This window comes from Mesorhizobium prunaredense (assembly GCF_900156895.1).
GTDB lineage: Bacteria > Pseudomonadota > Alphaproteobacteria > Rhizobiales > Rhizobiaceae > Mesorhizobium > Mesorhizobium prunaredense.
The window spans coordinates 684,700-699,760 of sequence record NZ_FTPD01000045.1 but is presented as its reverse complement, the minus strand read 5'-3'; the positions used below and the strand labels follow the sequence as shown (position 1 = coordinate 699,760).

The 15,061-nt window shown below is 59.1% G+C and carries 8 protein-coding genes and 2 pseudogenes; 6 read left to right on the top strand and 4 right to left on the bottom strand.

Annotated elements, in window-relative coordinates:
- Nucleotides 1-22: 22 nt before the first annotated feature.
- Nucleotides 23-229 (bottom strand): aldehyde dehydrogenase family protein, encoded by a 207-nt coding sequence (locus BQ8794_RS36815; RefSeq protein ID WP_244555121.1) that lies wholly within the window; start codon nucleotides 227-229, stop codon nucleotides 23-25.
- On the opposite strand from BQ8794_RS36815, the gene BQ8794_RS36810 reads away from it, so the two are divergent.
- Nucleotides 213-431: a hypothetical protein gene (locus BQ8794_RS36810; RefSeq protein ID WP_244555109.1), complete on the top strand. Its 219-nt coding sequence runs from the start codon at nucleotides 213-215 to the stop codon at nucleotides 429-431. The genes BQ8794_RS36815 and BQ8794_RS36810 overlap by 17 nt on opposite strands.
- Before the next feature lie 915 nt (nucleotides 432-1,346).
- Nucleotides 1,347-1,502, top strand: a pseudogene (locus tag BQ8794_RS27120) (JAB domain-containing protein); the annotation flags it as partial.
- A 254-nt stretch (nucleotides 1,503-1,756) separates the two neighbouring features.
- On the opposite strand, the gene BQ8794_RS27115 reads toward BQ8794_RS27120, so the two are convergent.
- The 3 genes from BQ8794_RS27115 to BQ8794_RS27105 are packed head-to-tail and all read right to left on the bottom strand — an operon-like array spanning nucleotide 1,757 to nucleotide 7,864.
- The gene (locus BQ8794_RS27115) at nucleotides 1,757-4,438 is read right to left on the bottom strand and encodes an ATP-binding protein (RefSeq protein WP_077381610.1); all 2,682 of its coding nucleotides are present in this window, start codon (nucleotides 4,436-4,438) and stop codon (nucleotides 1,757-1,759) included.
- 37 nt (nucleotides 4,439-4,475) lie between these two features.
- A complete protein-coding gene (locus BQ8794_RS27110) occupies nucleotides 4,476-6,431 on the bottom strand; it encodes an ATP-binding protein (RefSeq protein ID WP_077381609.1) in 1,956 nt (651 codons plus the stop codon).
- Nucleotides 6,428-7,864, bottom strand: a complete 1,437-nt coding sequence (locus tag BQ8794_RS27105) for a lipase/acyltransferase domain-containing protein (protein ID WP_077381608.1) — start codon at nucleotides 7,862-7,864, stop codon at nucleotides 6,428-6,430. Before BQ8794_RS27105 ends, BQ8794_RS27110 begins: the two co-directional genes overlap by 4 nt.
- A gap of 264 nt (nucleotides 7,865-8,128) precedes the next feature.
- On the opposite strand from BQ8794_RS27105, the gene BQ8794_RS27100 reads away from it, so the two are divergent.
- The 4 genes and pseudogenes from BQ8794_RS27100 to BQ8794_RS37555 all read left to right on the top strand — a co-directional run.
- Nucleotides 8,129-10,930, top strand: a complete 2,802-nt coding sequence (locus tag BQ8794_RS27100) for a WD40 repeat domain-containing protein (protein ID WP_077381607.1) — start codon at nucleotides 8,129-8,131, stop codon at nucleotides 10,928-10,930.
- A gap of 213 nt (nucleotides 10,931-11,143) precedes the next feature.
- Nucleotides 11,144-14,086: a hypothetical protein gene (locus BQ8794_RS27095; protein ID WP_143744692.1), complete on the top strand. Its 2,943-nt coding sequence runs from the start codon at nucleotides 11,144-11,146 to the stop codon at nucleotides 14,084-14,086.
- Between the two features lie 435 nt (nucleotides 14,087-14,521).
- On the top strand, nucleotides 14,522-14,752 hold the full coding sequence (locus BQ8794_RS27090; protein WP_077381605.1) for a helix-turn-helix domain-containing protein: 231 nt from the start codon (nucleotides 14,522-14,524) through the stop codon (nucleotides 14,750-14,752).
- 103 nt (nucleotides 14,753-14,855) lie between these two features.
- Nucleotides 14,856-15,020, top strand: a pseudogene (locus BQ8794_RS37555) (JAB domain-containing protein); the annotation flags it as partial.
- Nucleotides 15,021-15,061: the final 41 nt, after the last annotated feature.

The window sequence follows — 15,061 nt, the reverse complement described above, 5'->3', positions numbered from 1 at the left end:
GCTACAAAGAGTCTGCAAAAGGTCAAATTTCACCCTCCTTGGCGATGCGGATCGCCTCGTCCTCGTCGCGATAGCCGATGATCGACAGCACCGGCCCGAACACCTCCTCGCGCGCGATCGCCATGTCGGGCGTGACATGGGAAAACACCGTCGGCCGCACGAGATAGCCACTGTCGAGCCCGTCAGGGCGGTCCCGACCGCCGGCAGCAAGCGTGGCTCCTTCGGCGATCGCCGCCTCGATCAGGGCCCGGATGCGCGCCTACTGGCTCTTGTTCACCACCGGTCCAAGCGTCGCCAGCCTCGGGATTGCCGACCTAGAAGCCATCGGCGACTTTCGCGGCGATCGCGGCGGTCTCGTCCATCCGCACCAAGGGCACCAGCATGCGGGTCACCCTGCGGTCCCGTTCGTATGTCTGGGCGGCAAACGCTGACGCGATGGGTGTGCCGAGGGAGAGTGAAATCTCTCGATGCTCGATGGCGTCCAGAACTATGCGCGTAAGGGCATATGGCAACCAACTGGCGCGCTCGAAACCGTGATCCTTCGGGACGCGTTTTAGGCGCTAGGTGGATGCCGCTGACATACTTTGGGAGACACCCCGCCGTCTCCCGCGGTCTCTCCGAATAGTCACCTAGGCCGCTTGGCCCGGGCTACGTCGGCAATGGGAACGCATGGGAATGCGACGCCTCCCGCAAGCGCCGTCGATGACACAGCCTTCGCGTTCGGAGAGCCGCTGGTTGCATCCCCTTCCGCGGGCCGTCAGACTCATGGTCGCGCCTTCCCTCCGGCCTTTTTCTAGCCGGCAGCCCGAGACGGTCCTACCGCGGTCAGAACCCGCTTCAGTCTTGAGGCGAAGTCGCCGTAGAGGTGCGTGACGCGCCGGCATCGACAGACGCTCTCAGTGAAACTCGACTTGTCGATCCCCAAGCCCAGGAGGTCGTCTCCGTCTTCACGATTCGCGGACCCGATCATCCCGACGGAGACTTGATTTGAGGTGCAAGATGACGGAACCACTGTATCTGACGCCGGAGGAAGTGCACCGAACGATTTCGTGGCGCAATCCCAGCCGGGACATTGGCCAACTGGCGAGCAATGCGCGTCGGGCCAGCTTTCGTGAAGATCGGAAAGTCCATCGTCTATCCCGTGGCCGACCTCAACGAATGGGCAAGTCAGCAAACCGTTAGGTGCCATGCGACAAATCGACTCAACGGGAAGGAACGTGAGCAACCGTGAACTTGCTCGAATGGAGGTCGCAAACGCACCCCAGAAACCGCCCTCACTAACGTCGAAATAGGACTTTTATGTTACAATATCAATTAGATACAGAGTTGCAACGGATGGCGCACAATCCCATCCGTCAGGCGACCCGACGCCGTCGCGCGCCGACATCGAGATGACCAAGCTGGTCATCGAGACGGCCAAACCGCTCGGCATCGCCGTGCACGATCACATCATCATCGGCAAAAAGGGTCATGCCAGCATGAAGGGCCGGCTGCTGATCTGACCCCCTGTTTGGACAAGCATCGGCCCCAAAAGCGCCCTGTCTCGTGTTATGACACGCCAGGCAGCGACGGGCGTGCCGCGACAGCGCGGCCTCCGACCGCGACGGCGAGCGCCCTCGAACAACATGGCGCATTGAGAAAGACCCGACTTAAGTCATCCGTCTCTTCGCAAGTGCTGTGATCGCCACCCGGCCACCCCGCTAAAGGGACACTAACCAGGTAACTCAGTCGTTTTCGACGTTCGTGATTCGTTGGTTTAGTGCCGCCACCAGCCGGCGACATCATGTGCCGTGCGGAACAATTGGAAGAGGGTCTTGCCTTTATCGAGCTCCGCTACGCCCGGCGTCATCCGCTGTAGCAGGTTAAGGACCGTTGCCCGGTCCTCGCGATTCGCCGCGAGGCAGGCGTCTTTCCAGGCATCGAGACTGTCTGACAAACGACCGCTCTCTTGCAGTATCAACGCGAGGTCGCCGAGACGCTTGACCAACTCCCCGCCGAATGTCGTGGCACGCAACTCGTCCTTGAACTCAGCAAGCGCCCGAGCAGTAGTCAGCGCTTGCATTGCGCGCTCCCGGAAACCTGGATCCTCCTCCATGACATCGACGCCGCGCAGAATTTCCTCATAATCATTGAGCACAACAGGGCCTTGGCTCGCCAATGCCGCCAGACTAGTTTTCGCAGATTCGCCCAGGGTTTCGGCACAGGACTCTAGCAATTCGACAGTCTGATCTTCCGACATGTTGGAGTAGAGACTCAATTCTCCGGCGATAGCCTGGCAAGCAATGTGAAACACCCTTTCATCGTCCACCTCCTGTGCGAGTTGCATGGCGCGTGCCGGCATTTGCGACCGCGTGAGCACCCGCGCAACGAGGTTCATCACCTCCCCGTGCCGCCCATAGAGCTTCACGAGGATACTCCATGATTCCACCGAGAGAGAACTGCGGACGCGCGGCCCCCTTGGATTGGCCTCCATCCATGCGGCAAGGGCAACCTCAACCGCTTTCTCGGTCCGCCCGATCCGCGCTAGCGTCAAGGCAACCTGCGCGGTGGCCACCGCTTTTTGTCCGTTTGCCCCGATATCTTCACTCAGTGTCTCCGCAACCATCGATCGCGTGCCATGCAGAGCCTCGATCGCGACTGTCTCCGCCTCTTGCACCGCACCGAGAAGAGCGAGGTGATGGGCAATGCGGCTCAGCGATATGGCTTCGGCATTGTGGAACGAAAGCCTCTCCGCTTCTGCCAGCACCTTATCGACAAGATCATGCGCCAGTACGCTGTGGCCACCGTCGAAGGCCGCTTGGGCAATGCGCACCTGGCCGCTCAACTCGTGCTCCGCAGCCAATAGAAGGGCCCCCGCGACGTCGCCGGCCTTTGCAAGCTCCTCCACGATGGTGCCGAGGGCCTGGTAGCGGAAAGTGCGGTCGTCGAGACGTGATACGGCGGCAATCGCTAACTCCAGCTCGGCACGATCGCCTGCCGGGACCAGGATACGCACAGCACTCTGCAGGGCCGCCGGACCGTACAGCGGATCGCACAGCGTCCAAGGATCGGCAAGCGCCCCCCGTACGACGCCCAAGGCCTCGGCATGAAGACCGACCTCCCAGCCAAATTCGCCGGCGCTAAGCAATGTTTCCATTGAATTATGAATGTCGTCGAAGTCGATAAGTCTCGCCTGTGCCAAGGCACGGGACGCGATATCGCGCGCAAGCTGCGAGTCGGATGCTCCAACGGCGATCCTGCCTAGCGATATTAGACCCTTCGCGCGTGGTATACACTCCCGCATGGATTCAATCGTCTCGAAGCTTCGTTCGAAACTGTGGAGATGCGCCCATGCCTCGGCAATATGGCGCAATCCGTAGTCGGAAACCTCGTCCTCAAAACGCCCGCCGTCCCATACCGCACTGAGCACCGACTCGGCTTTTGCTGGCTCGCCGAGACGAACGTAGGCGTGAGCAACGCTAGCATGGATCGCGATTGCGGTATCGATCGAGGATGCGCGATCAACAGCCTCCATCATCGATTCGACACCGGCCACGCAGCCGGATGCAGCGAAGGCGTCGATCAGCCCCGTCAGCAGTCGAATTTCCCCGTTTCTGTCCGAAGGCCTCGACAGAGCGAAGTCCCGTATTTCCGCTATTTCAGCGGGCATGCCCAGCCGTCCCATCGCGCCGGCTATTGCCGCCAAGGCCTCTGCTTCTTCACCGGCGAGGTTTGCGTCGTCCTCAGGGAAGGTGCGCGCGATCGCAAGCAGTGTTTCGAGCACCTCACGCTGTCCGGTGCGGCCGGCCGCTGCCGCAAGCTCCGCGAGGATTCGGCCCATCCAATGACCCATGCTCCCTTTCGATAGAAGGTCCAGCGCTGAGCCGAGCAATTTATGGTCGCCCATTTCCAGTGCGCGCGCGCCGACCGCCCCTAGAGCCTCCGCGCGCGACACCACGGAATCCTCGACCATTGCGGCCTCCAGAGCGTGCTGCAATGCCTCTGCTGCGGTTGCCGCTTCATGCCTATTGCTAGCCGCTTCAGCCAGTCCGGAGAAGGCGATCGATCGCATGAAGGCATCCGGAATGAGGAACGCAATCTCCATGGCCTCCTTGATGCGTCCCGCGCGTGCGAGGAGCCGCGTCAAACCGGGCGGGTAAAGTCCGGTCGTGCTGCGCAGGCAAGCTGAGACATAAGCACCGCGCCAGACCTGCAGAATACCGTAGGAACGGTCCGGGGCCCGCTCATGTGAGCTTCGCGTCGCTATCGAGACGTCCCGCAGAAATGCATTCTTTCCCTGACCCTGGGAAACCTGCAGATCGAGCCAGAACTTCGTCACTAGTTGCTCGAGTTCCCGACCCATTCCGGCGGCATCGAGATGATAGGCGAGGTGTGCGAACGTGTACTGCAGTTCGGCCTCGGACGATCCCGCGGATTGCGGCGCTACCTCGGTCGACATGGAAGCGGCGCAAATTCCGGCTTGGCGTGGGCCAATGTCATCGGGAACCTGGTTCGGAAAGCGTGTTCTGGGGGAAACCTTTAACCTTGCTCAACGCCACTTCAGCGATGCGGCGGTGCATCGGAATGAGGCCCATTCCCTCTTCCGCCAGAAAGTCCTGGAAGCTCGCGTGATAGATGCGGTAGCGCCGCTCCTGGTCCGGCACGGCTTCCTCGTTCAAGAACTGGCGCCATTCACGGATGACGTCGCGGATTCTGGGGGGATCCACTCTCGACCATTCTTGCAGGGCCGAGACCGCAACCGGCTCCCGAACAGTCGCGAGGAACCGCAGGACTGGCTCGTAGATCGCTTCGAACCGCGCCTGGTCGTGGTCACGCATGGCGCGCCAGTGGCGTTGATAGTATTCGCGTAGGCCCCGTGGCAAACTGGCAACAGACTCGACGGTCTCCGGCGAGATCCGTCCAGTGCGGATATCCTCCAACACGTGAACCAGGTACATGAAATTACCCTGGCTCTTCTCCGTCAGCTGTTCGGCGAGTTCTGTCTCGGAGACCTTCCATGCAGCGAGCGCGCCACCCATCTCGGCCCTGTGGGATTCCAGAAAATCGCGGACATAGTGGCCGACGTCTGCGAGGTTCCTGGGATCGTCGTCCCGCAAGTAGATGTCTTCGCGGTTCCGTACGTCCAGTCGGTAATCCATCTGCTCGCGCGACGTCACGACGAAGAAAACGCCCCTCGGGAGAGATTGCGGTAAATAGAGGCGGTTGGCCGAGGGCGTTAATCCGGCATCCTCGGCCTCATCGAGCGCGTCGACCAGCACCACGATGGGTGTTCCTTCGGCCTTTTGCGCCGCCTCCGAAAGCAATTGGCTGAGATAGGCGCTGTCCTGGCTGGCCTCGGGGGGCAAGGAGTTGTGGCCGAGCTGGTAGCGAATGATCAATTGGGCGCAGACGTTCTCTAGGAATGCACGGGCCGAGCGGATGTTCTGCGGTCCCACATTGAAATGGTGGACGTAGCCCCGGGTCCTCACCAGTTGGCTGACCAGGGCGGTCTTCCCGATCCCGGGCTCGCCGCGGACCAGGATGTACCCGGACTCGAACTTCGGATCTTCGAGCAGGTCATCGATCGCGCGAAAAACAAATTCGCGGCCGACAAAATGCAGGGTCCGCTCCTCCACCAACCGCTCGAAGTTGAGAGCCTTAAGGGCCGGTGACGAAAGAGGCGGCACCTTGTCGAGCAGCCTAAAAATGTTGGTGACCCATGCGCCGGGGCTGGAATCCAAGGCATATGGCTCAATGCGCCAGCCGTAATGGGCGATAGCGAGGTCCAGCGCAAAACGGAAGGGCTTGTCGCGCCGCTCCAGTTGCGCGCGCCCCGTGGCGACGGCTTGGTCGAATGAGAGCAACCCATCGGTCCGGTGCTGCATTTCAAGCGGACCGGCCAGGTCGTTGAACTGCGCGCTCTGTGCGAAACCCGTGCATTCGACGGCGAGAAAATCCCCGGCGTCGACCAGGCTGCGAAGCGCTTCCGCGTCGGTGACTGGCTGTTCCTCGAATAGATTGGCCCCCGGCCGGTAACCGTTCCAGTCGCGCAAGCCATGCGTCAGCGAAACGGCGGCCAGGGCATGACCCTCGATGACGACTAAGACCGGCAGCAGCTCGGAGGCAAGGCACAACCCGCAGAACAGCAAGGAAAGGTCAAGGCATGTCGCCTCGCGCGGTTTTATGAGTATCTCTTGCGGCGTACGAATAGTCTGCAGCGCTTGCGACGGATGGTATTGCTCCAAAGCATATCGGATGGAACGTTCCTTCAGCGCATCGTAAATGGCCCGAATGACCTTGGCTTGCCACCCGGCCTCTTGGCTCAGATCGAAACGGTTTACCGGCAGCGATAGAAGGCGGCCGGCGAGCGGCGTGGCGTATCGTGCCAAACCGCGATCATCCTTGCGCGACCACTGTGGCCAGCTCCCAAAGCCTCCGGTTTCCTCCGTCATCTGCCAGCTCCTGCCACCTCGAAAAGGTCGCGCACGGGCTGCGGGGCCAAGGGGCCGCCCTCGGCCGTGCGCACCTGGATCCGGTAGAGTCCAGGCGGCAAGCCATCGAGCGTGACGGCCCAGCCGTCTTCGGATTCATTAAAATCGATAGTTTGCTGCGATGCCAGCGCGTCGACCGGTTCGATCAGCCCCTGCACCTTCCCGAATACCTGCTTGGCGTCGAGCAATTTCGCTCGAAACGTGACAGGTTCGTCGGCCAGATACAAATCCTCCAAATCGAGGGAGAGGGCAGCCTGCCCTGTGGTCGTGATCTTGTCCTCCGGTCCCCTGATGTTGCGCATGCCCCGCACCTGCGTCTGCTCGAGCCGCCCCTGCAGGTCGTCCAGTACCGACCGGTTGCATTGCAGCGAGCCGTGCCGCTCCGGCACGAAGCTATTGTGGTGGGCGTCGGAGAGTTCAATCGGAATTGCCGAAGCGCGCGGGACGGTACCATCGCCGCCGTCCAATCCGGCGTCGATCCATGAAGGCATCGCGAACTCGACGGTGACTTTCCCATCCTTGAGAATTGCGGACTGCTTGGTGGGCTGCCGCGTGCCAACGACGGGCATAGTCACGTATCCGCTGTCCCTGTAAGTCGGATTTTGCTGGTGCTCCTCCACTTTCTTCTCGATCTCCCTGTGGAATCGGAGTGCGTCGGCCGCCAGGACGGGGTCGATCCCCGGGAGATGGCCGGCTTCGGCAACGCGCACGTATTTGTCACCACTCCACAGTGCTTCGTAGATCGGCAGCAGCTGGTAGACCGATGGAAACGAGCGCATCGCTTCAGTGAGGTCAAGAAAGAGTCTCTTGTAACCGTTCGCCAGGAAGTCGAGGGCGTTGAAGGAGCCGCGATAGGGCGTTCCGAAGGTGATCAGCGCCCGGCAATTTTTCCAGCCTTCCAGCACTTCGAGATAATATCGGGCCACCAGACCACCCATGCTGTGGGCCACGAAGATGACGCGAGCGTTCGGGTTATGGCTGTACTCGCGCCACCGGCGCAGGCGATCGTTCACCAACTGCTCGAGCCGGCGTGCATTTACGCGGTTGTCCAACCGCCAGTCATACGGAAACTCAATATAGTTGGCCGCATGATCCTCCGTCACACTGCCGCCCACCACCTCAAATGCTTTCCCGATCATTCGCGAAATGGAGGTGTATCCGTCGATCTTGACGAGCCCCGGGACGATGTGGGCATCGTCGATCACACGCGTAGCGACTATGCTGTCCGGCTCGCCGCTTTTGAGTCGGAGATCCTGCAGGCTGCGCCCACCGCTCGTCAGCGCACGCCAAGCCGCTTGCCCGGACACGGCCCAGACATCCCGGCCTCCCTCCTGCAGCACGCTGCCGGTGATTCCGGGCAACATGACGATCATGTCGCTGAGCTTTCGGACCATAGTCTGCGCCCCCGGGTAATCGGCTGAACTATCAACTTAGGACGTAAGAAGGTCGGTCGGCAACGCCCTTCGAGATTGTTGCGGAAGATGCGACCCTGACATAGAATCAGGCCTCGCGCGAGGGTGGCACTGCCAATATTTGAAGGCCGGAATTGGAATGTCCTGCTCCGGTGGGGATCATGCGATTATGAGAATTTTCGCCCTTGCGGACCGCGACGACCGAGTACCACAGCAGCTGATCGACCTTCCCTCAGGGGTTCCTTCATGCCAGAAATCGATCCGCCCACCCGTCAGGTTACCCCTCCGGTAGAGAGCGACACCGAAGGGAACCCTAATCCCTACAAAGAGCTGACCGACTACGAACTCTCTCATCTCTCGCACCACCTCTGCGCGCTGGAGGCCTGGGCTCCGCTCGAGCGGTTGCTCACCGATCTCCTGTTCCTCTCCGCAAAGACCGAAGCCGGAATGGTCGATGGATTGCTGCAGGACTATGAAATAACCCGCCTCGCGCTCGGAAGTCGCTGGCATGAGGATCAACCGATCGCGGTCTTCGATCGGTTCGTTTCGCGCGAAGCGCATTTCCTCCGAACAGCGCCAGAGACCCTATACCAGCAGGCTGCCAATACCAGCGACGTAGCCATACAGGAGGCCGCGGCACTACTGCCGTTAGTAGCGATTGCGCGGCCATCGTGGCTGCGCAAGACCAGAGGCGCGCCGCACCCCCAGCACACCGCACAGGTCATCTCGCTGGCCTTTTGGCGCGAAGACCGGTACCTGGCAGTCTCCAGCCTTGGACGTGAAGTGTGGATCTGGGATTTGGTCCGAGGAGAGCTTTCACGACGCTGCCAAACGCCGCCCTCCGCCGCGAAGTCACTGGTGGTCTCTCCGGACGGCAGGTTCCTTGCCGCCGGTTTCGGCGCCGCTGAGCCCACACCGCATGCATCCGGGGCGATCGTCTGGGACCAGACCGGTCGAGCGCACAGATTGTATGGCCTTGGCGACTTCGTTTATCACGTACGCTGGCGATCCGATGACCATCTGATCCTCGGAGCCGGCTTGCCGACGGGTTCGGAGGCGGCCGGCACACTTTGGCTGGCAAGCCTTTCCACGGGAGCCTGCACCGAAATCGGCCAGCAACTGGCCTCGCGTCCTCTGGTATTGACCTGGGATCCGGTTCCCGGGCGGGACGACCATGTTATGATGCTCAGCATGGATGGTGTCGTTTGCTATCTGACGCCAGATCACGTTCCGATAACCCAGGAAAAGACCAGCGAGATCTTTTCCGAAATCCATCTCGAGAGGAAGCACGATCCGGACCAGACTCATGCCCGCATGGTCGAATTCGACGACCGCATCGACGCCCTGCGCCCGATCGTGTCCAAGATATGCGCCCCCTGTACGGGGACGTTCGGATTTTCCCACGCCGCGCAAGCCGTCGGCCGGAATGCGATCTGTGTCCTCGGCGAACCTCCGATTCCTCCCGAGATGACACCGTTCCACCAGTCGGTACCTGACGGGATCTATCTTTACGACTTCGACCGAGGAACGGGCGGCAGCCTTGGGTTCAATCCAGAGGCGTTGGACCGCGGCTTCCGCGTCAATTGTCTCGCGGTCGAACCCGGCGATTCCGACCGGGTGTGCTTGGGCACCGCCCATGGCGTGGCAGAGCTCATATCGATCGCCGAAGATGGCGGTTCTCCGAAGCAGATCCACAAGGCAGACTATGCCGTGACGGCGATCTGCTTTTCACAATCGGGCAAGCTGGTCGCAGTTGGCGACAGTTCCGGCCAGATCTCGGTCTATGACCAGCGAAGCTCTTCGCTCGTTTTCGAGAGCCGGCGCCGAGAAGAACCGAGCGCCGCACGCATCGTCGAGAATGATTTGCTGCTGCTTTACCAGAACCGACTGGTCGCCGTCCCTCTCAATCGTGCCGATGATGTAGTTGAGAGCATCGCGCTGCCAGACGGAGAAGTCGGGGTCGACTTCGACGCGCAAGGCTCGCTCGCCGTAATTCTCTCCGGCCGTGTCCTGGGCGAAACGCGAACGTTGAAATTTTTCGTTCACATCGTGGATCTGGACAGCCGAAAAATCATCCTTTCTCAGAACATCCCGGGCGACATTCCACTCCCACCCCGCTCCCTGACCGACGCCGACCAATCGGACTACCCAAACCGGATTCTCCTGCGGGTGAGCGATGGCGCCGTCAATCTTCTGGTCGGCTCGCCCAGAGGTTTGATCGAATACCCACTCTTCGCGCCGATCACCGCGAACAGCCGCTCCTTCTTGCTGCCGTACGACCGCAACTCCATGCCAAAGCGGACGATCACCGTGATGCGCGTCGGCATGCTGAAAGCGCCCCTTGAATCGGCCGCTATCGCACCCGGCGGAACCGCACTGTTCTGTGGATACGCGGATACGGAAGACCATCCTCGTGTCAGCGGTAAGATCTGTCTCTGGGATTGCGAAACCGCCGAACACTCGATTGAGCAACGGTTCAGCGGCTCGGTCCACGCGCTTTGTACAACGCTAAATGGCGTCGTGATCGTCGGGACGGACGACAACGAAGCCAGTGCCTGGCGCTTCGACGGAGGCTGGCAGCGGATCGCAGGGTTACGGCACGAAGTCGCCGTGATGGCGGTCGCATGTGCTGAGGAACAAGGGCTGGTCTGTTCGGTCTCGCGCGATGGCATGTTGATCGTGTGGCGCCTTCTGACCGGCGAGCCGCTGCTAAGAACGTTCGTCGATGTTGAGCCCAAATTCGCGGGATTTCTGGCGGACGGAAAGGCCGTTTGCGTCATCGATCGTTCCGGTGAGATACATATGTGGAAGATCGAGGGGTATGACCAACTCAATGCCGGCGGAGTGACACCTAAATCCGCTTCCAGGAAGAACCTATACCCGCTAGCGCAGCAATGCCTTCATGTCGCCGCGCATTTGAAGCGCATACAAACGATCGGTGAACACGGCGATCGCGAATCCGCACTCGCGCTCCTTAAAGCGCTACCCGATATTGCCAATCGCGATCAGATATATGCGCATTGGCGTGCCGGCATTTTCCAAGCATAAATGAGCTGAGAACCGCGATAGCCGTACGCCACCCGCTGGCCCTGATCTACGTGGAGTTTGCGTTGGCGCAAGGAAACTCGACGGATTGCCGACAAAAAGTCAGCGGCGAGCGCAACGCCATGGTGCACAAGGCGCATAAAACTCGCTGCATGCCCGGCAGACGCCGACATAGACTGAGGACGAAAAGTGCCTGTCACTGGCGCCGACTAACGAATGGTCGAGATGGAAAATCCATTTCATTCATTGTCTGCCAACGAGAGGAGAAACCTCCTCTACCATTGTCGCGAGGGTGGACTGCTGGACGCCATCCACAACGTGCTTCATACAACAAATAGAGGCTCTAGCGCGTGGTTTGAACTACACGATCGTCTGGGTACTCTTGCGGATTATTTGCAAGATTTGTCATTAGGGTATGAGATATTGAAAGGTCGACCAGCGGAGGCATGGCATGGCAACTTTGAACATATGTCCTTATACACTCTTGCCGCATCCAGTATTCGTAACTTATCTGAAAATATACCAATAGGACTTATCGCGGCTCTCATTGATACCAGGGAGTGGAGCTCAAGCCAATGTTTGGATCACGCAAGATCCGTCACTAATAAGTATCAGAGCCCGATCGCCCTGGCGGTCGCTATAAATTACGTTCCCGAAGCCGAAACCAAGGGACTTATCACCGAGATTGTAGACCGCGTTCAACGTATAACTATAGCTGTAGACAGAAGGTTTTACGAAGAGCGACCCCCTGACGACCCCCGTTTGCCAGTGTTGATTGCAGTGATCAGAGCTATGGATGAGAGGTTCGTCCAAGGCGTGATCCCACTCCTGAAACTGATACCCCGATGGCAGATAGACATCGCCGCAGCAGAATTGGCTTCAGCTCTTCCGGTATCATACCTCCCCAGCATACTCAGGTGGCTACCAGAAATGGAACCATGGCACGCAGCAGATCTTCTGCTCGAAGTGTCAGCGCGGCTCCAAACTCCGAGCGTCAGGAAACTGGCCTTCGATGTAGCGTTGCGTAACATCACTTCGGAGCAATCATGCGGCGAAAAGCAAGTCATTGAGTTGCTGATGCTTTTAGGAAGGGCTGGACGACGCGAATTGCGAACGAGATTGATGGCAATGGACGCTAAGACGCGAATACAGCCAGGTGGGCTATTCGCGCTTCTGAGATTTTACCGAGAGATCACCAGCGATGATTTGGACAAGCTGCGGCGAAAATGCGTGCTCGAAACGAGCGAAACAAACGCATTGGAGTTTACACTCCAAGTATGTTCTCGAGACACCGATCTTGGTCATGCTGTAGAAGCGATCCGTCAGCTGCCAACTTCGACGAAGTTTGGGCCGGAGGATGCCTTTGATATACTTAAGCGCGTCGGAACAATCGCGGACGGCGCCATCAGGTCGAATGCAATCCTGGCGGCGGAGGAGATAGCGTTTACGACCCTTGACTGCACCTGGCGGAGCCGCGCTCACGTCTTGGTCGAGCTGAGCAGCGCAGCCTCACCTCGGCAAAAGCAGCGGCTGTTGCAACGTGCGCTTGAAGAGGTTCCAAAGGTAGAAGATGGGAAGAAACGCGCATATGCCTTGCGTAGCGTCATGCCGCACTTGACAGAAGGCACCTTTGAGTCCTGCCTCAGAATATTCAACACGTTGCCAGACGAAGACAAAGCGCCTGCTTTCGACCCACAGCACCATGCCAAGTTCTCCGCGTCGGCGACAAGAGATGAACCTGATGGCATCGTTGCGCAAATGGTAAGGCTCGCTGGCTCGGAGCGAGTCGAGATGCTTGTTGACGAACTACTAAGTATTCGCAACCCGGCGAACCGTTCGATGGCGCTGCTGCCGGTGCTTCCCCATCTGTCCATGCCGGTCAAGGAGAAGGTAGCGACTGCTGCATTGGAGGCGTCTAGGGCAGTAAACGACGGGGAAGAAAGGGATCACCTCATTGCATGGCTTCGACTATTCGAGCCGGACCCCCGTAACACTCGGGACGATATCGCCTTGCCATTCGAGTCCTACAGTTCGTGGTCGGGGAAACTTGTGAGGAATTATGACGGTGCGGTCGAGTGGCTTCGAGCGCTGCCTGAGCGTGGGCCGCAAAGGGAGAACCTAGCTAAGTGCTATCTAAGGAGTTTTGTCCGAAAGGGAACGTTCTTCTTGGAGGGGCGAGACGGCAAACCAGCGTCAAACCACCGCCTCCTCGAACTGATTCCGTACTTGGGTCGCCATGCGCAATTGGCGGTTTGTCGTATGCTCCGGGCGAAACTTAGAACAGTGCCAAAAACAGCAAGGCCAGGACTAACTGCCGAGTACCTCGAGTACATTCCGCCAGCCGTGAAAGCTCAGGTTCATAATTTGGCTGCCGCGCGTAAGCGGGTTTCCGTTGCTTTGCCCAGCTCGTCACAACTAGCTGAGAGCGTTGGGTTGTCATTTCGCACGCTGGTGCGTGAATATAGGATTATGCTTCAGAATGTGGTCGCGACGAAGGACAATTCCTCAGACTGGACAATGAGAGAGAGCGTCCTTCGCGCGGCCAGATCTGCGGGCGAACTTGGGCAACAACGAGCATTCGCGGAGGCTCTTTGCGCAGAGCTCAGCAAAACAGGACGTTTGGAAGATTTCCCCGATCACCTGAGAACACACATTTCGATGAAGCGCCGCAAGCAGATTGCGGTGGCGGCGCTGAAGCAAGCTCGCGAGGAGTACGAGGACGAATATGCCGAGACTGATGAAGCGAGAGCTGCCGAGTATTTTGCTAGCGCAGGAATGTTCGATCAGTCGTATAAGGTAATCCGTGCAATGAATCGTGAAAATGTACAAGCTAAAATGCTGGCGGTGATTGCTCCGCACTGCGACCCATCTAAGAGATTATCTCTGATTCAAGAAGCATTGCTCATCATCGACACCATTGACGAAGAGGATGACAGACGTACGCCCCTGCAACACATCGCGATATCGTTTGGTTTCCTTGCTGAAAATGAAAAGTCAACTCTTCTGGAATTTTGGTTAGAAAGGCTGTGGCTACACAGCAGAGAAGTCGTTCTTGCAGAGTTCCGGATCGTTGCCGCCCTCGCGTATGAACTGTGCGGAATAGAGGCAGTGAGGAGCGCCCTTCGGTCCGTGAAGACCGCGACCAACTGGTGGCCGTGAGTTCCGTTGCGAACAGCTTCGCTTGGTTGTGCACGCGACGCTTTAGACAAGCATGACCGACGATCCGCTCGTTGGCAAAGCCGCTGCCCCATCATGCTGTCCGATCGGTTCGCGATACGCGCCCTTTCGCAGCTTCGGCTCGACGCGGGCCTCCACCTTCGGAGGGCTTGGTGGGTACATCCCCTGCCCCGCCCGATCCGACCAATGGTCGCCCCTTCCCCCGACCTTTTTCTAACCGGCAGCCCGAGACGATCCTACCGTGGTCAGAAGCCGCTTCTGTCTTGAGGCGAAGTCGCCGTAGAGGTGCGTGACGCGCCGGTATCGACTGATTTTCTCAATGAAGATCGCCTTGTCGCCCCCGAGCGCGGGAGGTCGTCTCCGTCCCACCATTCGTGGACTCGACCATCCCGACCGAGCCTTGATTTGAGGTGCAAGATGATGGAACCACTGTATCTGACGCCGGAGGAAGTGACAGAACGATTTCGCGGCGCAATCTCGACCGGGACATTGGCTAACTGGCGCGCGATGCGCATCGGGCCAGCTTTCGTGAAAATTGGGAAGTCAATCGTCTATCCCGTGGCCGACCTCAACGAATGGGCAAGGCTGCAAACCGTTGCATGCCGTGCGACAAATCGACTCAACGGGGAGGAACATGAACAATCGTGAACCTGCTCAAATAGAGCTCGCACACGCACCCAAAAACCGCCCTCACCAATGTCGGAGTTGCTTTTTTATTATGCAATATCAACTAGATAATGAGGCTCGACGGATGACGCATAATCATCCGTCAGGCGACCCGACGCCGTCGCGCGCCGACATCGAGATGACCAAGCTGGTCATCGAGACGGCCAAACCGCTCGGCATCGCCGTCCACGACCACATCATCATCGGCAAGAAGGGTCATGCCAGCATGAAGGGCCTGCTGCTGATCTGACGCCCTGTTTGAACAAGCATCGGCCCGAAAGCGTCCCGTCT